The sequence below is a fragment of the Gordonia sp. NB41Y genome (genome assembly GCF_030718915.1).
Taxonomy (GTDB): Bacteria; Actinomycetota; Actinomycetes; order Mycobacteriales; family Mycobacteriaceae; genus Gordonia; species Gordonia desulfuricans.
In genome coordinates, this window is record NZ_CP132196.1 from 390,387 (window position 1) to 413,475 (window position 23,089).

Sequence of the window (23,089 nt, forward strand, 5' to 3'; positions counted from 1 at the left end):
CGAGCGGTGATCAGCTGTTGACGCGGCCGAGGTAGCTGCCGTCGCGCGAGTCGACCTTGAGCTTGTCGCCGGTGTTGATGAACAGGGGCACCTGGATCTCGGCACCGGTCTCCATCTTGGCGGGCTTGGTGCCACCGGTGGAGCGGTCGCCCTGCAGGCCGGGATCGGTGTGCTCGACGATCAGCTCGACCGTCACCGGGAGCTCGACGAACAGCGGGTTGCCCTCGTTCAGCGACACCTGCACGGTCATGTTCTCCAGCAGGAAGCGGGCGCCGTCACCGACGGTGGCCGGCGGGATCGAGAACTGCTCGTAGTCCTGCGCGTCCATGAACACGTAGTCGGTGCCGTCGTTGTACAGGAAGGTCATGTCGCGACGGTCGACGGTCGCGGTCTCCACCTTGATGCCGGCGTTGAAGGTCTTGTCGACGATCTTGCCGCTCAGGATGTTCTTGATCTTGGTCCGCACGAAGGCCGGGCCCTTGCCGGGCTTGACGTGCTGGAACTCCTGGATCTGCCAGAGCTGGTCGTCCATGCGCAGCACGAGGCCGTTCTTGAAGTCGGCGGTGGTCGCCATATGGTGTTTCCCTTTTCCCTCTACGTCGAAGAGTGACCGTCAGATGACGGTGAATGCCTTGTCGGTGGCGGTCAGCAGGTCCGGTTCGCCGTCGGTGACGACGAGCGTGTCCTCGATCCTGACGCCACCTCGTCCCGGGAGGTAGACGCCGGGTTCCACGGTCACCGCTGCGCCGCATGGCAGTGTACCCGCAGCGAGTTTGCCGATTCCCGGCGCTTCGTGGATCTCGAGTCCCACACCGTGCCCGAGACCGTGCACGTAGTGCTCGCCGTGACCGGCCGCATCGATCACGTCGCGGGCCGCGGCGTCGACCGCCCGCAGGTCGACGCCCGGAGTCAGGGCGGCGCGCCCGGCGGCCTGCGCGGTCGCCACGAGGTCGTAGATCTCACGCTGCCAGTCCTGGGCGTGATGCAACACATAGGTGCGGGTCATGTCGGAGTGGTAGCCGCCGAACACCGCCCCGAAATCGATCTTGACCAGGTCGCCGTCGGCGAGGACGGCGTCGGTGGGCCGATGGTGCGGGATGGCCGAGTGGGCCCCGGCGGCGACGATCGTCTCGAAGGCGATGGCGTCGGCGCCGCGGGCGTACATCTCCCATTCCAGGGCGCGGGCGACGGCACGTTCGGTGGCGCCGGCGCGGATCACCCCGCCGGCGATGATCGCGGCGAGCGCCTCGTCACCGATCGCACATGCCCGGCGCAGCAGGGCGATCTCCCCCGCGTCCTTGACCGCACGCAGGCCCAGGACCAGCCCCGATGTGGCGACGAGTTCGGTGGTGGCGTCGAGGCCGGCACTCAGGCCCCGATGTGCGGCGACGGTCAGCGTGTCGGCCTCGAAGCCGATCCGACGCGCCCCGGCGCGCACGGCCACCTCGAGCAGGGCGGCCGGGGTGTCGCGGGCGATCACCGCGACCAGGTCACCGGCCTGCGCGCCGACCTGGGTGGTGTAGCGGCCGTCGGTGCAGATGCGGTCGGCGTCGGGACCGCCGGCCGAGACCAGCAGCGCCCCGTTGGACCCGGTGAACCCGGTCAGATAGCGCAGGTTGACCAGATCGGAGACGATCAGCGCGTCGACGGGGGTCTCGGCCGAACGCAGCAGTTCGCGCAACCGTTCACGACGGGCGGCGGTGGCCGGCGGTGCAGTGGTGCTCATCGGATCCAGGCTACGACTCCACCCCCGCCGAGGTGGTGCTCGGCCACCCGGGGACAGAAAGTGTGGTCGAGAGCACTTGACGGGACTTACTGTCTAGTACGCTGTCCGCCATGGCTTCTTCGTGGTTGCTTCGTGGCGGCGTGATGACCGTCGTACACGTGCTCGCCCGCGTCCTGCTCGGCGTCGCCGTGATCCATTCCCCGCTGCACTCGACGACATGGAAGACCGTGGTGGTCGCCGTCGTCGTGCTGATCGCCCTGCTGTGGGGCGGCGTGGACGGTATCGCCGATGCGCGGGCCAACCCCGACCCCGACGACTACCAGGACCTCACCGTGCGCTGGCTCAAGGCCGGCGTGTTCGCAGGTGTGGTGGCCGGCGTGGTCTCGTGGGCGATCGGGACGTTCTGGTTCGCCGGCATCGGCCAGGCGAACTTCGCGGTGGAACTGTTCGCCGGCGGTTCGTTCACCGCCCTGCTGATCTTCGTGCCCGCCTTCGTCGGTGCCGCGGTGGGCCGCTTCCTGGTCCGTCGCGACCAGCGCAAGAACGAGCCCGACACCTCCGACTGGTCGGTGCACGAGGCCCGGACCGAGGAGATCAGCGCCTCCTGAGCCCGTCCGCTCCGCCCACTTCGGCCCAACCGAGAACCGCCGCATCCCGATCATCGGGACGCGGCGGTTCTTCGTTGTCGGGACGCCCGGGGGCGATCCGGTCAGAGCAGGGTGGTGCCGTTCGGCGCGGTGTCGGCGGCGACCGCCGAGTATGCGGCGGCGATCAGCGACGGGTCGGGGCCCTCGAGACGGCCCGGGTTGGCCAGACCGTCGAGGACGACGAAGCGCAGCACGCCGGAGCGGTTCTTCTTGTCGCCGGCCATACCCTTCATCAGATCGCCGAGCGCGTCGGCGTCGTAGGTGGTGGGCAGGCCGACCAGCTTCAGGATCGCGGCGTGACGGTCGGCGGTGGCGTCGTCGAGACGGCCCGCCAGACGGGCCAGCTCGGCGGCGAACACCAGGCCCACCGAGACGGCGGCGCCGTGACGCCAGCGGTACCGCTCGCGACGCTCGATCGCGTGGCCGAGGGTGTGACCGTAGTTGAGGATCTCCCGCAGCGACGACTCCTTGAGGTCGGCGGCCACCACATCGGCCTTGACCTGCACCGAGCGGCGGATCAGCTCCGGCAGCACCGGACCGGTGGGATCGGTCGCGGCGACCGGGTCGGCCTCGATCATGTCGAGGATCACCGGGTCGGCGATGAAACCGGTCTTGATCACCTCGGCGAGTCCGGCGATCACCTCGTTGCGGGGAACGGTCTCGAGGGTGGCGATGTCGATCAGCACCGCGTCGGGCTCGTGGAACGACCCCACCAGGTTCTTGCCGGCGTCGGTGTTGATGCCGGTCTTGCCGCCGACCGCGGCGTCGACCATCGCGAGCAGGGTGGTCGGGACATGGATGACGCCGATGCCGCGCATCCAGGTGGCCGCGACGAAGCCGGCGAGGTCGGTGGCCGCGCCGCCACCCAGCGAGATGATCTTGTCGTTGCGCTTGAGGCCGATCCGGCCGCACACCTCCCAGCAGAACGCCGCGACCGAGAGGTCCTTACCCGCCTCGGCGTCCGGGATCTCGATACGGTGCGCGTCGAAACCCCTCTCCGACAAGAACTCCCGAATCTGTTCGGCAGTCGCGGTGAGGGTCGGCTGATAAAGGATCGCGATGTGGTCGGCACCGGCGGCAGCCTCGGCGAGCTCGCCGAGCAGCCCCCGGCCGATGATCACGTCGTACGGGGAAGCGGTGGCGACCCGGATGCGTACCGGCTCGGTTGCTGCGGTCTGCTCGCTCATGCGGTCCTCTCGTTCACACGGCTGTCGGCGGGGCGGCGGGTGCCGTCCCCGGAGACGGTGTTGTTCTGGGCGATCTCGGCGAGGATCAGGTCGGCGACGGTCTCCGCGTCCCCTGCACCGGCATCCACCTCGATGGTCGCGACATCGCGGTAGGTCTCGGCACGCTCGGCGAGCAGCTCGCGGTAGCGGGCGGCCGGGTCGTCGGTGGCCAGCATCGGGCGATCGGTTCCGGCGACCCGCGCGAACCCGGCCTCGGGACCGATCCGCAGGTGCACCACACGGTGCCCGTCGAGGGCCTCGGCGACCGCCGGGGTGGTGACCGCTCCCCCGCCGAGTGCCACCACACCACGGTGGGTGGCCAGCACGTCGGTCACCACGTCCCGCTCGATCTCGCGGAACCGCGCAGCACCCTCGGCGGTGAAGATCTCCGGGATGGTGCGGCCCTCACGGCGTTCGATCTCGGTGTCGGTGTCGATGAAGTCCACCCCGATCAGACCGGCGAGGACCCGCCCGACCGTCGACTTGCCCGCACCCATGAACCCGATCAGGACCACCGCGGGGCGTCCGACGATGATCACGGCTGCGGCGGGCGCGACTCGATGCGCTTGAGGTAGGCCTGCAGGTTGTCGGCGGTCTCGGTGACCGAGTCGCCACCGAACTTCTCCAGCGCGGCCTGGGCCACCACGAGCGCCACCATCGCCTCGGCGACCACACCCGCCGCCGGGACCGCGCACACATCCGACCGCTGGTGGATCGCGCTGGCCTGCTCGCCGGTGCTCATGTCGACCGTGGACAGCGCGCGCGGCACCGTCGAGATCGGCTTCATCGCCGCACGCACCCGCAGGCTCTCGCCGTTGGTCATGCCGCCCTCGAGGCCACCTGCCCGGTTGGTCGAGCGCAGCACACCGTCGGGTCCGGGGACCATCTCGTCGTGGGCGGCGCTGCCGCGGCGGCGGGCGGTCTGGAAGCCGTCGCCCACCTCGACACCCTTGATCGCCTGGATTCCCATCAGCGCGGCGGCCAGCCGGGCATCGAGGCGGGTCTCACCGCTGACGTGCGACCCGAGACCGACCGGCACACCGGTGGCGACCACCTCGACCACACCGCCGAGGGTGTCCCCGTCCTTCTTGGCGGCCTCGATCTCACCGATCATCTCGGCCTCGGCGTCCTTGCCGTAGGCGCGCACCGGGCTGGCGTCGATCGCCTCGAGGTCGGTGAACTGCGGGGTCGGCCCGTCGTACGGGGTGCTCGCCCCGATCGAGATCACATGGGAGAACACGTCGATGCCGAACACCTGACGCAGCAGCGCCTTGGCGACGGTACCGGCGGCCACCCGGGCCGCGGTCTCCCGGGCGCTGGCGCGCTCGAGGATCGGACGGGCGTCGTCGAAGCCGTACTTGAGCATGCCCGAGTAGTCGGCGTGTCCCGGGCGTGGCCGGGTCAGCGGCGCATTGCGGGCACTCCCGGCGAGGACCTCGGGATCCACCGGGTCGGCGGCCATGACCGTCTCCCACTTGGGCCACTCGGTGTTCCCGATCTCGATGGCGACCGGCCCGCCCAGCGTCAGGCCATGACGCAGCCCGCCGATGACGGTGACCTTGTCGGCCTCGAACTTCATTCGCGCACCTCGGCCGTAGCCGAGCCGGCGGCGGGCCAGCTGCTCGGCGATGTCCGACGACGTGATCTCGACTCCGGCGACCATTCCCTCGACGATCGCCACGAGTGCCGGGCCATGAGACTCTCCGGCGGTTATCCAGCGCAACACAATGGTCGATTCTTCCATGCACGCGATCCCGGCCGCGAACAGCTCCCGCCCTAGCCGAACACGGCCGCCGGGATCACCACCGTCGCCCACGCCGCGACCAGTGCCGGGGCGTGCGGTCGGCGCACACCTGGGGACCGCGCAGCCAGATGCGCCAGCAGGTGCAGGACCTGTGCGAGGAACACCATCAGCAACGTCGACGCGGTGTCGGCGAGCAGGCCGCCGAGCACCACGGCCAGTTTCACGTCGCCGCCGCCGGACAGTCGCGCGGTGAAGGCGACGGCGTACGGCAGGGCCGCGATCAGCGCGCCGGCCGCGGCCATCGGGTGGACGAGGGCACCCACCATCACCGCGAGCACACCGGGGACGACGAGCCGGTTGGGGATGGTCGCCTTCCGGCGGTCGGTGTCGGCGATCAGGGCCAGCCACCCTGCGATGACGGCGAGCGCGATGACGGTCACCCGGTCAGTGTCGACGAGTTGCTGCCCGCCGTGGTTCCGCCGCCGCGACCGATGTGGACGTCGGCGGTTCTGTGGATCGGTGGTCGGGCGATGTGCGTGCGTTCCAGCGGATCGTGACAGAGGTTTCGACAGCCGGCCGGCGTCGCTATCGCGACGGCGACCTGCTCAACCACCCACAACAGCGCAACTCACCCACAGCGTCGCACCCCACACGATGATTGAGCCGCCGAGGAGCGCAGCGACAAGGCGAGTCGAAATCCCCGCAACCCGAGCACACCACGCAACCACCCCCAAGCGGCCACCACCCATCGCGACCCAACAGAGGTTTCGACAGCCGGCCGGCGTCGCTATCGCGACGGCGACCTGCTCAACCACCCACAACAGCGCAACTCACCCACAGCGTCGCACCCCACACGATGATTGAGCCGCCGAGGAGCGCAGCGACAAGGCGAGTCGAAATCCCCGCAACCCGAGCACACCACGCAACCACCCCCAAGCGGCCACCACCCATCGCGACCCAACAGAGGTTTCGACAGCCGGCCGGCGTCGCTATCGCGACGACGACCTGCTCAACCACCCACAACAACGCAACTCACCCACAGCAGCGCACCCCACACGATGATTGAGCCGCCGAGGAGCGCAGCGACAAGGCGAGTCGAAATCCCCGCAACCCGAACACACAAGCGGCCACCACCCATCGCGACCCAACAGAGGTTTCGACGGCCGGCCGGCGTCGCTATCGCGACGACGACCTGCTCAACCACCCACAGCGGCGCGCACACCCCCGGCGCGCCCGGCCACACGGTGCCCGTTACGCAACGGCGGCGGCCATGGCCTCTCGGGGTGCGGGGAAGCCGGTGAACTGTTCCACCTGGCTGAAGGCCTGGTGCAGGAGCATCACCAATCCGCCGACCACTCGGCCGCCTGCGGCGGTGACCGCGGCGGCCAGCGGTGTCGGCCACGGGTTGTAGATGACGTCCACGACGCGCGGCGCTCTCGCCAGCGCATCGATCAGCACCGCGGTGCCGTCGCCGGGGACCGTCGACACGGTGGCCGCGGACTCCGCACACCGGTTCCGCAACACCGGGGTGTCGGTGAACGGCACCACCTCGGCGCGCATGCCGAGCCGGTCGGCCAGCTCCAGTACCGAGGTGGCGCGACCGGCGTCGCGGGCGACGACGGTCAGCGCGGTGATCCCGGCGGCGGCCAGTGCGGCGACCGTCGGCAGTGCGGTGCCACCGGCACCGACCACGACCGCCGAGGACGGCAGCGGTGATCCGACGGTGCCGGTGTCGACGCCGAGTTCGGCGAGTGCGCCGATCATGCCGTCGATGTCGGTGCAGTCGGCGCGCCATCCGTCGGCGGTACGCACCAAGGTGTTGGCCGAACCCACCAGGACGGCGCGTTCGGTCCGGATGTCGGCGTGGGCAAGTGCGGCGAGCTTGCCGGGCATGGTCACCGAGAACCCGACGTAGTCGGCTCCGGCATCGTCGACCAGGCCGGGCAGTGCCTCGGCGCTGCACTCCCGGCGCACGTAGGTCCAGTCCTGCAGACCCAGCGCCCGGTAGGCGGCCAGGTGCAGGTCCGGCGACCGCGAATGCGACACCGGCAGACCCAGGACGGCGGCGCGGCGCGCATCGCGCCCGCCGAACGGTTCGACGAGCGGCGGCGGGCCCAGCGGCAGACGTCGATCGATGCCCATGGTCACCGGCACGTGATGAACTTGTTGGCGCACGCCTTGGAGATGTTGCGGCGGTGCTGGTCGAAATCGGCGGTGAACAGGGTGGTCCCCTTCGCGTCGACGGTCACGAAATACAGCCAGTCCCCGTCCGCCGGATGCTCCATCGCCTCGAGCGCCTGCTCGTCGACCGCCCCGATCGGGGTCGGCGGCAGTCCCTTGTGGACGTAGGTGTTCCACGGGGTGTCGGCCTTGAGGTCGTCGGAGTGCACGTCGATGTCGGTCACCGCGGCGGTGTAGTTGGCTGTCGAATCGAACTGCAGCTCTTGGCCTTTCGCCAGCCGGTTGAGAATCACCCGGGCCACCTTGGCGTAGTCGGCGGGCTGGTTGACCTCGCCCTGCACCAGTGACGCGGCGACCATCGTCTGATACGGCGTCAGACTCGACTGGTTGTTGGTCAACAGCCCCCACTGCTCGTAACGGTGGGCGCTCTCGGTGATCAGGTACTTGAGGATCGCGGTGGCGGACTGATGCGGATCGATCGACTCCCAGGTGCCCGGTGCGATCAGACCCTCGATCCGACGATGATCGCCGGCCAGACCGGTGACCGCGCTCTGCGCCCACTCCGGGATCCCGAGTTCGGTGACGCTCGCATCGGCGGCCGCCTGCTGCAGCTGCTCGACACTGACGCCGATCCGGTCACCGTTGATCTGGACGGCGGTCTGATTGGAGATCATCTGGAAGATCCCTGATGTGGTGGTGCCGTCGGGCAGCTTCTTGGAGTCCAGCTGCAGACCGGCCGGTACCACGATCCGGCCCACCCGATGGGTGGAGTCCGGGTCGCTGATCATCTGTACCGCGGTCTTGGCCGGGATCTCGGTGCGCAGCTTGTAGTAGCCGCCGGGAAGTGCGGCGCCGCCGGCGGCGTCGATGAACGCACGGGTGCTGCCGACCACGTCGTCGTCGGTGAGGATGGTCCCGATCTGCTTGATCGACGAGTTGTCGGGGATGTGCACGAGCACGTCGGAGGTGCCCGCGGCGTTGGTGAAGTCCTTGCGGGAATCGAACAGACCGGCCATGTTGGCGCCGATCAGACCGACCGTCACCACGATCACGACCAGCACGGAGGCGGCGATGATCATGCCGATCCGGCGGCGTCGGCGACGACGTTCGGCTGCCGGGGTCCGCTCGGGATGGTCGATGATGTCGTCGTCGAGGGTGGCGAGCGCGCGATCCTCGTCGTCGATCGTGTCGAAGCCGCCGGCGTCGTGGTCGGGGGAATCGATGTCGGGATCAGGGGTGTCGAATCCGGTGGTCCCGTACCCCGGTTCCCCGTATCCCGAGTCCCCGTATCCCGAGTCCCCGTATCCCGAGTACCCATAGCCCGATGCCCCGAGGTCGCGACGGTCGGCCGTCCGGGTGGGGTCGGCGGCGGCGACCAGTGCTCCCGGGGCGACGCCGGAACGACGGTCGGCGTCGGCGCGCCAGGCCGCCTCGCTCCATTCCGATTCCACCGCCGGAGTCCCGATGACGGGCTCGGTGGGCCATTCCGGCTCGACCGTCTCGACGGTGTCGGTGGTCTCGACGGCCGTGATGTCGACAGCGGTGGTGTCGACGGCAGTGGTGATGTCGACAGCGGTGATGTCGACGGCAGTGGTCTCGAGGGCACTCGGATCGAGGGCGCCCGTCTCGATCGTGGCCACGGTGGGGTTGTGGTCGTGTTGGAACGACTCGGTGGGTACCGCCGGAACGGTCTCCACCGGTGCTGTCGTCTCCACCGATGCGGTGGTCTCGACCGGTGCGGTGGTCTCGACGGGAGCCGGGGCCCGGACGCCACGCCTGCGCATCGATTGCGGTGGGCTGTCGGCGACGGGTGCGACCCGGGCGACGGGCGCGGCCGGCGGCGTGGACTCGGCACGGGTGCCGGGATCGGCGGGCCGTGTGTCCGCCGGTGGCGACGCCGGGAATCCGCCCGTCCCACCGTCGGCACGACGCCGGCGGTGCCGGGTGCTGGGACGCTCCCCCTGCGGCTGCGTGAAATACCGCAGCCGCTCCGGGTCCATTCCCCCATCGGCGTTCCCGGGATGCTCCCGATGCCGGTTCCGATGACGATCGTCGGTCACCGCGGATGATCCCTTCCCTGGTCCCCCGGAGGCGTCGGCGCAGGACTGCTCCCGGCCGCCGCTCGGTACGTGCACGACCTGTGCACCACTGTGTGGCCGACCCGGTCGGAGATCCCGACCGGACGGCCCCTCTTCACGGCGCGCGAGATCATCGACGCGCGTCCAGCCATCCCTGCAGAATAGCGACCGCGGCGGCCTGATCGATCACACCACGCGACGACTTCGCCGAACGGCCACTGGCCCGCAACGCCTGCGCTGCGGTCACCGTGGTCAGACGCTCGTCGGCGTACTCGATGGCGACCGGATCGATCACCGGGGCCAGCGCGTCGCCGAACCCGCGGGCCGCCTCGACGGCCGGACCGTCGGTGTTGCGCAGCGTCTTGGGCAGACCGATCACCACACCGATGGCCTCGTACTCGGCCACCAGCTCGGCGATCCGGGCGATGTCGGTGCCGCCGCCGATGTCCCGACGGACCGTCTCCACCGGCGTGGCCAGGATGCCGTCGGGATCGCACACCGCGACCCCGACGCGGACACTGCCGACGTCGATCCCGAGGCGTCGCCCTCGCTCCGATGCCATCAGGCGAGCAGCTCGCGAATCCGGCGCACCGCGGCGTCCAGGCCGGCCGGCTCGGTCCCCGATCCCTGTGCGAGGTCGGGCTTGCCGCCGCCGCGACCGCCCACCAGCGGGGCGATCTCCTTGACGATGTCGCCGGCCTTGAGTCCGCCTGCACGGGCGGCATCGGTGGTGGCGATCACGAACGGCACCTTGGTCTCCTCGCCCTCGCCGGTCTGCGAGAACAGGGCGACCACCGCGGCCCGGTCGGCGACCTTGCCGCGCAGGTCACCGGCCACCGAACGCAGGCCGTTGGCGTCGAGACCGGCCAGTGTGCCCTGCACGAGCAGGGTGTCGCCGACCGTGATGGCGGTGTCGAGTAGACCGGATGCGGCGGCGCGGGCGGCCTCGGCACGGATCTTCTCGAGCTGCTTCTCGGCGTCACGCAGACGCGTCACGAGCTGTTCGACACGTCCGGGGACCTCTTCGGAGGGCACCTTCAGCGACGACGCCAGCCCGGCGAGCAGGGCGCGTTCCTTGGACAGGTAGCGGAACGAGTCCATCCCGACGTAGGCCTCGACACGACGGACACCGGAACCGACCGACGACTCACCGATCAGGGTCACCGGACCGATCTGCGCCGACGACGCGACGTGGGTGCCACCGCACAGCTCCATCGAGAACGGACCACCGATCTCGACGACGCGCACCTGGTCGCCGTAGTTCTCGCCGAACAGCGCCAGCGCACCCATCGCCTTGGCCTCGGTGAGACCGGTCTCGAAGGTGTTGACCGTGTAGTTCGCCTCGACCGCGGTGTTGGAGATCTCCTCGATCTCGCGACGCTGGGCCTCCGACAACGCCTTGCCGGAATGGAAGTCGAAACGCAGGTAACCAGGCCGGTTCAGCGAACCGGCCTGGGTGGCGCCGGGGCCGAGTACCTGCCGCAGCGCGGCATGCACCATGTGGGTGCCCGAGTGGCCCTGGGTGGCACCGTGCCGCCAGGACCGGTCGACCGCGGCGAGCACCTCGTCGCCCTCGGCGATCTCGCCCTCGTCGACGACCACCTTGTGCAGCCAGACCGACTTGCCGACACGCTGGACGTCGGTCACCGACAGCTTGACGCCGTCACCGGTGGTGATGGTGCCGGTGTCGGCCATCTGACCGCCCGACTCCGCATACAGCGGGGTGCGGTCGAGGATCACGGTGAGTTCCTGGCCGGGGGCGGCGCTGGTGATGCGCTGCCCGTCGGAGACCAGGCCGAGCACCTTGGCCTCGGAGACCAGCTCGTCGTAGCCGGTGAACAGGGTGGGTCCGCGGTCGAGGAACTCCCGGTACACCCCGGCGTCGGCGTGGCCGGTCTTGCGCGCGGTGGCGTCGGCCTTGGCGCGGGCCTTCTGCTCGTTCATGAGCTCGGTGAACCCGGCCTCGTCGACCTTCAGTCCGGCCTCCGACGCCATCTCCAGGGTCAGGTCGATCGGGAAGCCGTAGGTGTCGTGCAGGGTGAACGCGTCGGTGCCCGACAGCGTGGACCGGCTGGCCGCCTTGGTCGCCGCGGCGGCGTCGGCGAACAGCTTGGACCCGGCCTCGAGGGTCTTGCCGAACGAGTTCTCCTCGCCCTCGGCGACGGTCAGGATGTGCTCGCGCTGCTCGGCGAGTTCCGGATACGAGGGGGCCATCAGGTCGATCGCCTTGCCGATGAACTGGCCCATCGCCGAGTCTGCGCCGGTCGGTCCGCTGCCGGTGCCGGCCAGCAGACGTGCCGAGCGCACCACACGACGCAGCAGTCGACGCAGGACGTAGCCGCGGCCGTCGTTACCCGGCAGCACGCCGTCGCCGATCAGCATCGCCGCGGTCCGGGTGTGGTCGGCGATGACGCGGAACTTCACGTCGTCGTCGTGGACACCCGCACCGTAGCTGCGGCCGGTGACCTCGGCGGCGAGGTCGATGATCGGCTTGAGCAGGTCGGTCTCGTACACGTTGTCGACGCCCTGCAGCAGGCAGGCGACACGCTCGATACCCATGCCGGTGTCGATGTTCTTCTTGGGCAGCGGGCCGAGGATCTCGTAGCCCTCCTTGCCGCCGCCGGGCCCGCGGACGTTCTGCATGAACACGAGATTCCAGATCTCGATGTAGCGGTCCTCGTCGGCCTCCGGGCCACCCTCGACGCCGTACTCGGGGCCACGGTCGTAGAAGATCTCCGAACACGGACCGCACGGCCCGGGCACGCCCATCGACCAGTAGTTGTCCTTGAGGCCGCGACGCTGGATGCGCTCGGCGGGTACACCGATCTCGTCACGCCAGATGCTCTCGGCCTCGTCGTCGTCGAGATAGACCGTCGGCCACAGCTTCTGCGGATCGATGCCGTAGCCGCCGTCGGCGACGCTGTTGGTCAGCAACGACCACGCGAAGCCGATGGCCTCCCGCTTGAAGTAGTCACCGAAGGAGAAGTTGCCCGCCATCTGGAAGAAGGTGTTGTGGCGGGTGGTGATGCCGACCTCGTCGATGTCGAGGGTGCGCACACATTTCTGGACGCTCGTGGCGCGCGGCGACGGCGGGGTCTGCTCGCCCAGGAAGAACGGCTTGAACGGCACCATGCCGGCGTTGACGAACAGCAGGTTGGGGTCATCGAGGATCAGTGATGCGCTGGGGACCTCGAGGTGTCCGGCCTTGATGAAGTGATCCAGAAACCGCTTCCGGATGTCATGCGTCTGCACTACGTTGTCGTCCTCGGTGAGAATTCGGTATCGGTATCGGTGGTCTGCCACTGCGACACTCCAGACTACCGCCGGGGCACCCGGCGACCGGTCACCGGCGTCGCCGAACCCCGCGCACGATCGATCGGAGCTTGCCCAGGCGCGCCCCGATCTCGCGTTCGAAGCCGTGGTCGGTGGGCTGATAGTAGTCGGTCCCGACGAGGTCGTCAGGCGGATATTGCTGCGGCACGACCCCGTCGGGATGGTCGTGCGGGTACCGGTAGCCGACGCCGCTGCCCATCTTCTTGGCACCGGCGTAGTGCGCGTCACGCAGATGCGGGGGTACCGCGCCCGCCTTGCCCGATTCGACGTCGGCGATCGCCGCCCCGATGGCCGAGACCACCCCCGCCGACTTCGGTGCGGTGGCGAGGTGGATGGTGGCCTGGGCGAGGGCCAGTCGTGCCTCGGGCATCCCGACCAGCGCCACCACCTGGGCGGCGGCCACCGCGGTCTGCAGGGCGGTGGGGTCGGCCATGCCGACATCCTCGCTGGCGTGGATCATCAGCCGGCGTGCGATGAACCGCGGGTCCTCCCCCGCGGCGATCATCCGGGCCAGGTAGTGCAGTGCGGCATCGACGTCGGAGCCGCGGATGGACTTGATGAACGCCGAGGTGACGTCGTAGTGCTGGTCACCGGCACGGTCGTAGCGCACCGCGGCCCGGTCGATCGCGGCCTCCACGTCGGCGAGGTCGACCACCGGGACATCCGGCTCGGTGCCGGGGTTCTCGGTGCCGTCGGACGCCTCGGTGTCATCGGGGTGCTCGGCGGCGTCCGGGTTCCCGGCGGTGGAGTCGGCATCCCGCGAGACGACGTCGGCGGCGGCCTCGAGGGCGGTGAGCGCACGTCGGGCATCGCCCCCGGCGACGGCGACGAGATGGTCGTAGGCGGCGTCGGTGACCTGCACCGAACCACCCAGTCCACGCTCGTCGGCCACCGCCCGGACCAGCACCTCACGGATGTCGTCGTCGGTCAGCGACCGCAACCGCAGCACCAGCGAGCGCGAGAGCAGCGGCGACACCACCGAGAACGACGGGTTCTCGGTGGTCGCGGCGACCAGCAGCACGATCCGGTTCTCGACGGCGTCGAGCAGGGCGTCCTGCTGGGTCTTAGAGAAACGGTGGACCTCGTCGATGAACAGGACGGTCTGTTCGCCGTCGACGAGACGCCGGCGCGCCACCTCGATGACCGCGCGGACCTCCTTGACCCCGGCCGACAGCGCCGACAGCGCCTCGAACCGTCCGCCGGCGGCGATCGAGATGAGCGATGCCATGGTGGTCTTGCCGGTGCCCGGCGGTCCGTACAGCAGCACCGACGCGGCACCCGCACCGCTGATCAGTCGTCGCAGCGGCGACCCGGTGCCGAGCAGATGCTTCTGCCCGACGATCTCGTCGAGCGACCGTGGCCGCATCCGCACCGCCAGCGGCGCCGTCGGCGGTGGTGGCGTGGTGAGTGCGGTGGCCGACGATGCTGCCGGCGCGGGGGTACCCGCGGCGGCCGGTCCGGTCGGGTCGGGAGAGTCGAAGAGTCCGTCCATCACCTGCGTCAGGACAGCCAGGTCCGGTGCAGGGCCACCCCGACCGCCGCCGCGAACTCGGCGATCGCGTCGTCGTGTCCGCGGGCGAATGCCGCCAGGTCGGTCCAGCGGGCCACCAGCACACGCGGGTCGTTGGTGTGCAGAGCCCAGTCGTGGGCATAGCGCGACGGCATCGCATCGTCGGCGGCGTCGAGATGGGCCATCGCCGGCTCGACGGCGTCCTCGGTGTCGGCCACATCGTCGTCGACGTCGTCGGGCAGCATCCACACCGTCGACAGCCACACCCACAGCAGGCGTGCGATCAGGATGCGGCGCTCCACCTCGCGGTCACGCTGCAGGGCGGGCCAGATCGCGATGACCTCCGACCGCCAGGCCTCCACCACGGCGGTCTCGAGATCGCGGCGACGGTCGAGGGCCTGCGGGCCGAGTCCGGCCGGGAAGGTGACCAGCGCATAGGCGATGTCGAGGCCGGCATCGCGGAAGCCGCCCCACTCGTAGTCCATGAACTGCACGCCCGCGTCGTTGAGCAGGATGTTCTCCGGGCCGACGTCCGACGGACTGAACGCCCGGTACTCGCCACCGTCGAACAGTTCGCAGGCCTCGTCGAAGGCCGCACCGACCGCCGCACCGAGGTCGACCCCGAGGTCGGCGGCCCGGCTGTGGGCCACCCGCACCGCGCGATGCGCCTCGTCGCGGAGGATGTCGCGTCCCTGGGCACCCTTGGGGCCGCGCCGTACGAGCGCCTGGAAGTCACCTTCACCACCGACGGTCGCCGCATGCATCCGGCCGAGCGCCTGTCCCCACGCGCTCAGCGCCCGGGAGATCTCGACGACGTCGGTGCCCGACAGCAGGGCGGTCATCGCGTTCCCGCGACCCAGATCCGACAGCACCATCAGCAGCGCATCCGGATCGGAGGCGATCAGCTGCGGTCCCGGCCGGGACTCGGTGGGCAGTGCGGTGGCGTACTTGTAGGACGCGATCTCGCGGTGGAAGGCGCGCGGATCCTCGTGCTCGGGCAGGGCCTTGATCACCAGGGTGCGGTCGAGCGACAGCGGGTTCTGGGCCACCCGGGCCCGGATCACGGTGGTACGACCACTTCCACCGAGGTCCTCCGGGTCCGCGAGGACGACCGGGGATCCGGCTCGATGGGACAGCAGGGCCTCTGCGGCTCGCACCACGCTCGTGGTGCGGCTCTCTGTGATGACCGTCATGGCATCCCCCACGGTACCCAATCGCGCCGACAAACGACACGGCGCACGGACTTTCACGCTCGATCGGATGACGTGTGAGCGTCCTGCGATCGGCTCGCGATCAGCCCGTGACCGGGCCCGCGGCGGCGTCGTCGACCAGGCCGGGATCGCCGTCGGGAACGGGATCGGCGACCGGCGCGTCCGGCACCCCACCGGCACCGACGGCCGGTGTTCCGGGGTCGCCCTCGGCGAGCGGGCACACGTCCACCGACACCTCGATCTCGCTGCTCGTCGCATCGGTGTAGATCACCCCGCGCAGCGGCGGCACGTCGTCGTAGTCACGCCCCCACGCCACCGTGACATGCCGCTCGTCGACGAGTTTGTCGTTGGTCGGGTCGAACGGCAGCCACCGGTCGTCGGGCAGCCAGACCGCCGCCCAGGCATGGCTGGCGTCGGCCCCGAAGATCCGTTCCCGGCCGGGCGGCGGGTCGGTGGCCAGATATCCGGACTCGTAGCGGCCGGCCAGCCCCACCGACCGCAGGCAGGCGAGCGCGACGCGGGCGAAGTCCTGGCACACCCCCTCGCGGCGGGCCATCACGGTGTCGACGCGGGTGGAGATGGCCGTCGACCCCGACCGGTAGGTGAAGTCGTGGAAGATCCGCGAGGTCAGGTCGGTGACGGCCTCCACCAGGGGCCGCCCCGGGGTGAACACCGCACGGGCGTAGTCGGCGACGGCCGGGGTGATCTCGGGCGGGTCGAGGTCGTAGGTGAACTCGGCGGCCACCCCGGCGCCGAGCACCGCCGGGCGGGCCTGTTCCCACGGGGTGCGGGCGGCCGCCGACACCAGCAGTCCCTGATCGATCGGGTCGACGTCGACCACCGAGACCCCGGAGACCTCCAGCACGCTGTGCGGGGTGCGCACGTGGAAGTAGGTGTCGATGTTGCCGTAGACGTCCAGGCCGGTGGAGCGGTCGTCGGGTTCGGGGTCGATCCGGACCTCCGAGCGGACCACCCGTTGACCGGGCAGTTCACGCGGCGTCAGATAACAGCGGCCGTAGGACGACGAGACCACGCCGTCGTAGGTGTAGCGGGTGGTGTGGATCACCCGGTATCGCCGGGTCGGCGCCGCACCGGTACTGGGCACGCTCACGAATCACCACCACCGAAACCCCAGATCGGCTGCGCGGGCGGCGGCGGGGCGAAGCGCGTGCGGTTCATCGTCTCGGACAGCTCACGGGCTCCTTCACGCAGTCCGGTCATCAGCTCGAACAGGTCCGACCGCTGCCCGTCGTCGAGGGCGACGAGGTCGGCCGGGTCCGACCGACGCAGCGCCGCGGTCATGTCCTCGAGGGTGCGCTCGGCCGACGCCGACCGCAACGGTTCGGGCAGCGCGACCAGATCCTGCCGCATGCGGTCGAGCTGATAGATCATGGCACGCGGGTTGGACTCGTCGAAGAACACCAGCTGCACCACCGACATCAACTGGTAGAGGCCGCGGCTGCGTCGCCGGTAGATCACCGCCGACTCGTTGGCGATCAGGAACGACTCCATCAGCCCCTGCTCGACGGCGGCCGACTGTTCGGCGGCGAACAGCGCGGCGGCCAGGTCGGCGAGCGTGATCGTCCGTTCGATCCGGCGGCCGAGGTCCATCAGCAGCCAGGCCGCGTCGTGCACCATCGACTCCGCCTGCAACCCCGACAGCCCGAGCGCCCCGTGCAGGATCTCCTCGTGGGTGCGCGCCAGATCCGGGGTGAGGTCGAGTGCGGCATCGCCGGGCCCGCCGCCCTGGGTGCCCGGCCCGCCGGCCCGCGACACCTGCCGCGACAGGGTCTGCAGGCTGCGCTCCATCGGGGTGAGCACCATCCAGGTGGACGTCGACATCTGGTCGCGGACCGCGCGGGCGGCGGCGATCACATGGTCCACGGCATGCGCCACCGTCCCGGGCACCTCGGCGTCGATGGTCAGCGCGGTGATCTTCTCGATCGCGTCGTCGACCTGTTCGGGTGCGGGCTGGCGGGTGAGGTCGTCGACGAGGAGGTCGGCGGTGTGCAGGTGCTCGGCGGTGCCGGTGACGGTGGCCACACCGTGCAGCAGCAGCGGGACGGCGGCGGTGCCGTTCATCCACGGGCGGTACTGGAAGTCCTGGTATCGCTCCCGGGCGACCTTGGTCAGCCGGGTCACCATCTCGGTGCGTTCGCCGTAGCGACCGAACCAGAACATGTCGGCCAGCACACGCGGGCTGGTCGCGGCGACCGCGTCGAAGTACTGCGACACCGCCTGCGGGTCGCCGCCGATCGCGATGACCTCGTCGGCCGGTTCGACACGCGACTCCGAACGGCGCGAGACATGGCCGCCGACATCGGAATTGGTGACCCACACGTCCTTGGCGGCGACGGTGTGCATGGCCGCGCCGTCGATCCCGTCGGCGAGGACCGCGCCGAGCCCGCCGGGCATCACCGCATAGGTGGGACCCTGCGCGACGCTGAACGCGCGGATCGACACCGGTGCGGCCCGCAGCGTGCCGGGTGCGCGTCCCCCGGTCCGGCCGGGCGTGAGGGTGGGGGCCACCGAATAGCATTCGACGCGCCGGGCGGCCCACTCCCCGCCGTGTGCGCGCACCCGGGCGCGGGTGGTCTCGGCGCGCGCGGCGTCGAGCGCCGGTCCGATGATCTCCTCGCCCGTGCGGATGTTGGTCAGCACCAGCGTGTCGAGGTCGGCGACGATCTTCGACAGCTGCAACTCCTCGCCGCCCCACAGGGTCGGCACCGACGGCAGCGCCAGCTCCTCGTCGAGCAGCACCGGGGCGACCCGGTCGAGCACGGTGTGCAGGGCGGGGTTCTGCAGGACCCCGCTGCCGAGGGTGTTGAGCACGGTGACGGTGCCCCGTGAGATGGCCTCGACCAGACCGGCGACGCCCAGCCGGGAGTCGGTGCGCAGGTCGAGCGGGTCGGTGTAGGCGGCGTCGACACGGCGCAGCAGCACGTCGACACGTTTGAACTTGCCCAGCGACCGCATGTAGAGGGTGCCGTCGCGGACGATCAGATCGGCGCCCTCGACCAGTGGGAAACCGAGCACCGCAGCCAGATACGCCTGGTCGAAGGCGGTCTCGGACATGCTCCCGGGGCTCAGTACGGCGACCGTCGGGTCGTCGACGCCGGGCGGGGCGTAGTCGAACAGCGCCAGCCGCAGGGTGCCGGCGAAGGTCGCCATCGGCCGCGGTGCGCACGCCTGGAACAGCTGCGGAAAACTCCGCGACACCAGCCGCCGGTCGATGATCGCGAAGCCCATCCCGGACGGCGCCTGGGCGCGGTCGGCGTAGGCGACGAATCGGCCGTCGGGCAGCCGGCCCACGTCCACCGCGTGCTGGAACAGGGCGTGCGGCCCGGCGACCTCGAGCCGGGCGGCCTTGCGGATGTAGCCGGGGTGGGCGAACACCATCTCGGGCGGGATCAGTCCGGTGCTGATCAGACGCTGATCGCCGTAGATGTCGCGCAGGATGCGGTCGAGCAGCATCGACCGCTGGATGATGGCCTTCTCCAGGCCCGCCCACTCGACGCCGTCGACGATCAGCGGCACGGCGTCGATCTGCCACGGCCGCGGCACGGTCTGCTCGTCGACGACGGCGTTGTAGATGACACCCTCGTCGCTGGCGGCGGTCGCCAGCGAGGCGGCCGCGGCCCGCAGTCGCGCGTCACCGCGCAGGCCGTACCCGGCCACCAGCTCGTCCCACGCGGGACGGATCGCCCCGGACGCGTCGAGCATCTCGTCGTAGTGCGTCCCACCTGCGGCGGCCGGCAGACCGGCCCCGTCGAGCTGCTCGAGGTCGAACAACGCGTAGCCGTCGGAGCGGTATCTGTCGAACACCGCGGGTAGCCGGCCACCCGCAGAAACGGTCACCGGAGAACTGTACGTGCCCGACGTAGATCGAGGATCGCCGGGACCCCGGCGTCGACGGCGGCGCGTGCGGCACGCTCCCGCAGCACTCCGACGTCGATGCTGCCGCCGGTGAATCCGGTGGCCTCGAAGCGTCCGTTGCGGCGTGACTCGGCCTCCACGGCGTTGACCGGCGGCCGGTCGTAGGCGCGGCCGCCGGGGTGCACCACGTGATAGGTGGCGCCGCCGACGGACCGCCCGGTGGCCAGATCCACCAGGTCGAAGGTGAGCGGGGTGTCGATGCTGATGGTCGGGTGCAGTGCACTGGGCGGCTGCCATGCCCGGAACCGGATCCCGGCCACCCGTTCACCGGCGCGGCCGGTTCCGGCCAGCGGTACCGGGTATCCGTTGCAGGTGAGCAGGAACCGCTCGTCGGTGCTGCCGGTGACCCGCACCTGGACCCGTTCGATCGACGAGTCGACGTAGCGGGCGGTGCCGGTTCCGGTGGATTCCTCGCCGAGGGTGTTCCAGGGTTCGATCGCCCCGCGCAGCTCCACCTCGTGGTCGCGGATCTGCACGGTGCCCAGGCGCGGGAAGCGGAACTCGGTGAACGGGTCGAGCCACGAGGTGTCGAAGCCGTAGCCGGCGATCCGCAGTTCCTCGGCGACCTGCGCGATGTCGGAGATGATGTGGTGCGGCAGCAGGTATTTGCCGTGCAGATCCGCGCCGTGCCGGATCAGCCGTGCCCGGTACGGACGTTCCCAGAACCACGACACCAGGGCCCGCACCAGCAGCGACTGCACCATCGCCATCTGGTGATGCGGCGGCATCTCGAAGCCGCGCAGCTCCAGCAGCCCGAGCCGCCCGCGCGGCGAGTCGGGGCTGTAGAGCTTGTCGATACAGAACTCGGCGCGGTGGGTGTTGCCGGTGATGTCGGTGAGCAGATGCCGCAGCGCGCGGTCGGTGACCCACGGGTTCGGCGGCGCGTCGGCGACCCCGCCGTCGGCTGCGGTGGCCGCCAGCCGGTCGATCTCGGCGAAGGCGATCTCCATCTCGTAGAGCGCCGACTCGCGGCCCTCGTCGGCCCGCGGCGCCTGCGAGGTGGTGCCGATGAACTTGCCGCTGAACAGATAGGACAGCGCCGGATGCCGCTGCCAGTAGGTCAGCATCGACACCAGCAGATCCGGGCGCCGCAGCATCGGCGAGTCGGCCGGGGTGGTGCCGCCGAGGGTGATGTGGTTGCCACCGCCGGTGCCGCCGTGGCTGCCGTCGAGATCGAAGGTCTCGGTGCCCAGCCGCGCATGCCGGGCGTGCTCGTAGAGCGAGGCCAGCAGCTCCGACTGTTCGGCGAAGCTCGACGTCGGCTGGATGTTGACCTCGATCACGCCCGGGTCCGGGGTGACGGTGAGGGTGGTCAGACGCGGGTCGGCGGGCGGACCGTAACCCTCGATCACCACCGGGGTCGACGTCTGCGCGGCGGCGTCCTCGATCATCCCGATGATCGCGAGGTACTCCTCGAGTGTCGACGTCGGCGGCAGGAACACGAACATGGTGTCGCCGCGCTGTTCGGCGACCACCGCGGTGCGCGGGATGAACGCCGCCGGGTCCATGGCGATGACGGTGTGGCCCAGTGCCGCGGTCGGGTCGTCGGGCAGCGCGTCGTGACGGGCCGAGGGATCGGCCTCGAACATCACCGGCGCCGGACCCCACGACAGCGAGTTCAGCGGCAGCCGCAGACCGGCCGGTGAGGTGCCCGCGGTGAGTACCAGCCGCTCGCGGCGGGTGGTCCAGCGCGCACTGTTCCATGCGGTGCCGTCCTCGGAGCGGCTCAGCGGCAACACGTAGGCGGTCGGGTCGGCGACCGAGGCGTCCAGGCGGGCCAGTAGCGCGCGGCGGGCCTGCGTGTCGTCGGCGATCGGCGGGATGTCGGCGTCGGGGTCGTCGATCTCGACGGCGGCCTCGGCGCGGGCGAAGGCCCGGGCGAAGGCCCGGGCGGTGGGCGTGGTGGGGTCCATGCCGGGATCGCCCGGCGGCATCGCCGACAGCTCACGCATCCGGACGAGCGGATCCTCGTAGGCGGGCATCACCTGGGTGTCGGGCAGCCCCAGCCGGGCGGCGATCACACCGAGTAGCTTCTCCGCGGCGACCGCCGCAGCCGCGGTGGGGGCCGGACCGGCGGTCTCGGTGGCGATCGACTCGACGGCGTCGGCGCGGCTCGCCCACGGGTCGGCGAGCAGTTCGGGGCGGGTCCAGACCGGCCGGCCGTCGGCGCGCCACATGATGGCGATCTGCCAGCGCGGCAACGGTTCTCCCGGATACCACTTGCCCTGGCTGCGCTGCACCAGCCCCTGCGGGGCATAGTCCTCGTACAGGCGGGCGGTCAATGCCGATGCACGTTCGCGCTTGTGCGGGCCGTCGGCGGCGGTGGTCCATTCGGCGTCGGTCTGGTTGTCGATGGAGACGAACGTCGGTTCGCCGCCCATCGTCAGGCGTACGTCGTTCGCGGCCATCGTCGCATCCACCTGCGCCCCCAGCGACACCACGCCGGCCCACTGGGAATCGGTGTAGGGCAAGGTGACCCGCGGATCCTCGTGGAACCGGGTGACGGTGTTGGAGAAGTCCAGGGTGGCATGGCATTTGCCGGTGGCCCCCGAGATCGGTGCCGCCGCACCCGGACTCGGCGTCGCGGCGAGCGGGATGTGGCCCTCCCCCGCGAACAGCCCGGAGGTGGGATCCATACCCACCCAGCCCGCGCCCGGCAGGTACACCTCGGTCCAGGCGTGCAGGTCGGTGAAGTCGGCGTCGGGGCCCGACGGCCCGTCGATCGAACGGATGTCGGAGGTCAGCTGCACCAGGTAGCCGGAGACGAACCGGGCGGCCAGGCCGAGTTCCCGCAGCAGCGCGACCAGCAGCCAGGCCGAGTCGCGGCACGACCCGATCGCCGAGGTCAGCGTGTGCTCGGGGGTCTGCACCCCCTGCTCGAGCCGTACGGTGTATCCGACCGCCTGCTGCACGGCCTGGTTGATCGCGACCAGGAAGTCGATGGTCCGGATCCTGCGGGTGGGCTTGTGCTCGGCGGCGAAGGCGGCGACCTCCGGATGGATCGGTGCCCCGGCGAACTCGCCGGTGGTGACACCGATCGGCCGCAGGTAGGCCTCCAGATCGGTGAGCAGGTCGTCGGGGTAGGCGAACCCGTAGTGCTCGGCCCACTCCTCGATGAAGAAGTCGAACGGGTTGATCGCGGTCAGATCGGCGATCAGGTTGACCGTGATCGACAGTGACGTCGACGGTTTCGGGAACACCAGACGACCGAGGTAGTTGCTGAACGCGTCCTGCTGCCAGTTCAGGAAGTGTTCTGCCGGTTCGACTTTCAGCGAGTAGGCCTCGATCGGCGTACGCGAGTGCGGCGCCGGTCGCAGCCGCACGACGTGCGGGAAGATCTTGACCGGACGGTCGAAGGCATAGCTGGTCCGGTGCTCGAGAGCCACCTTGATGGTCATGAGGGCCTCCCGGATGTGGTCTCGGACATACGAATCCCCATGACGAAAGATCTCATCACAGATACCGTCCGGGCGCCTGCCGGGAGAGATGCGTCACCG

General features: G+C 70.3%; 16 protein-coding genes. 1 reads left to right on the top strand and 15 read right to left on the bottom strand.

Features of this window, described 5'->3' with window-relative positions:
- Positions 1 to 10: 10 nt before the first annotated feature.
- Both efp and Q9K23_RS01585 read right to left on the bottom strand, forming a co-directional pair.
- Positions 11 to 574: an elongation factor P gene (efp, locus tag Q9K23_RS01580; RefSeq protein ID WP_020791585.1), complete on the bottom strand. Its 564-nt coding sequence runs from the start codon at positions 572 to 574 to the stop codon at positions 11 to 13.
- Positions 575 to 613: 39 nt separating this feature from the next.
- Entirely contained in the window at positions 614 to 1,726 is a 1,113-nt protein-coding gene (locus Q9K23_RS01585; RefSeq protein WP_305950359.1) for a Xaa-Pro peptidase family protein, read from the bottom strand.
- A gap of 110 nt (positions 1,727 to 1,836) precedes the next feature.
- On the opposite strand from Q9K23_RS01585, the gene Q9K23_RS01590 reads away from it, so the two are divergent.
- A complete protein-coding gene (locus Q9K23_RS01590) occupies positions 1,837 to 2,334 on the top strand; it encodes a B-4DMT family transporter (RefSeq protein WP_053776476.1) in 498 nt (165 codons plus the stop codon).
- A gap of 101 nt (positions 2,335 to 2,435) precedes the next feature.
- Here the strand turns inward: Q9K23_RS01590 and aroB are convergent, their stop codons facing one another.
- The 13 genes from aroB to Q9K23_RS01655 all read right to left on the bottom strand — a co-directional run bounded on the left by aroB (position 2,436) and on the right by Q9K23_RS01655 (position 22,990).
- Entirely contained in the window at positions 2,436 to 3,560 is a 1,125-nt protein-coding gene (gene aroB, locus Q9K23_RS01595) for a 3-dehydroquinate synthase (RefSeq protein ID WP_053776475.1), read from the bottom strand.
- The gene (locus Q9K23_RS01600; RefSeq protein WP_082365746.1) at positions 3,557 to 4,096 is read right to left on the bottom strand and encodes a shikimate kinase; all 540 of its coding nucleotides are present in this window, start codon (positions 4,094 to 4,096) and stop codon (positions 3,557 to 3,559) included. Before Q9K23_RS01600 ends, aroB begins: the two co-directional genes overlap by 4 nt.
- A gap of 38 nt (positions 4,097 to 4,134) precedes the next feature.
- On the bottom strand, positions 4,135 to 5,343 hold the full coding sequence (gene aroC, locus Q9K23_RS01605; RefSeq protein WP_053776545.1) for a chorismate synthase: 1,209 nt from the start codon (positions 5,341 to 5,343) through the stop codon (positions 4,135 to 4,137).
- A gap of 32 nt (positions 5,344 to 5,375) precedes the next feature.
- Positions 5,376 to 5,783 carry a prepilin peptidase gene (locus Q9K23_RS01610; RefSeq protein WP_261977713.1) on the bottom strand — a complete coding sequence of 136 codons (408 nt, stop codon included), beginning with the start codon at positions 5,781 to 5,783 and terminating at the stop codon, positions 5,376 to 5,378.
- Between the two features lie 811 nt (positions 5,784 to 6,594).
- Positions 6,595 to 7,485: a shikimate dehydrogenase gene (locus tag Q9K23_RS01615; RefSeq protein WP_152972632.1), complete on the bottom strand. Its 891-nt coding sequence runs from the start codon at positions 7,483 to 7,485 to the stop codon at positions 6,595 to 6,597.
- A 2-nt stretch (positions 7,486 to 7,487) separates the two neighbouring features.
- On the bottom strand, positions 7,488 to 9,584 hold the full coding sequence (gene mltG / locus Q9K23_RS01620; protein ID WP_261977712.1) for an endolytic transglycosylase MltG: 2,097 nt from the start codon (positions 9,582 to 9,584) through the stop codon (positions 7,488 to 7,490).
- Positions 9,585 to 9,732: 148 nt separating this feature from the next.
- Entirely contained in the window at positions 9,733 to 10,164 is a 432-nt protein-coding gene (gene ruvX / locus Q9K23_RS01625; protein WP_261977727.1) for a Holliday junction resolvase RuvX, read from the bottom strand.
- Positions 10,164 to 12,854, bottom strand: coding sequence for an alanine--tRNA ligase (gene alaS, locus Q9K23_RS01630; protein WP_305950360.1), 2,691 nt, complete (start codon positions 12,852 to 12,854; stop codon positions 10,164 to 10,166). The genes ruvX and alaS overlap by 1 nt, the downstream gene beginning before the upstream one ends.
- 91 nt (positions 12,855 to 12,945) lie before the next feature.
- A complete protein-coding gene (locus tag Q9K23_RS01635; RefSeq protein ID WP_305950361.1) occupies positions 12,946 to 14,427 on the bottom strand; it encodes a replication-associated recombination protein A in 1,482 nt (493 codons plus the stop codon).
- Positions 14,428 to 14,435: 8 nt separating this feature from the next.
- A complete protein-coding gene (locus tag Q9K23_RS01640) occupies positions 14,436 to 15,638 on the bottom strand; it encodes a hypothetical protein (RefSeq protein ID WP_053776470.1) in 1,203 nt (400 codons plus the stop codon).
- A gap of 100 nt (positions 15,639 to 15,738) precedes the next feature.
- A complete protein-coding gene (locus Q9K23_RS01645; protein ID WP_305950362.1) occupies positions 15,739 to 16,767 on the bottom strand; it encodes a transglutaminase family protein in 1,029 nt (342 codons plus the stop codon).
- Positions 16,764 to 19,514, bottom strand: coding sequence for a circularly permuted type 2 ATP-grasp protein (locus Q9K23_RS01650; RefSeq protein ID WP_305950363.1), 2,751 nt, complete (start codon positions 19,512 to 19,514; stop codon positions 16,764 to 16,766). Before Q9K23_RS01650 ends, Q9K23_RS01645 begins: the two co-directional genes overlap by 4 nt.
- Positions 19,511 to 22,990, bottom strand: a complete 3,480-nt coding sequence (locus tag Q9K23_RS01655) for a transglutaminase family protein (protein ID WP_305950364.1) — start codon at positions 22,988 to 22,990, stop codon at positions 19,511 to 19,513. The genes Q9K23_RS01650 and Q9K23_RS01655 overlap by 4 nt, the downstream gene beginning before the upstream one ends.
- Positions 22,991 to 23,089 lie beyond the last annotated feature (99 nt).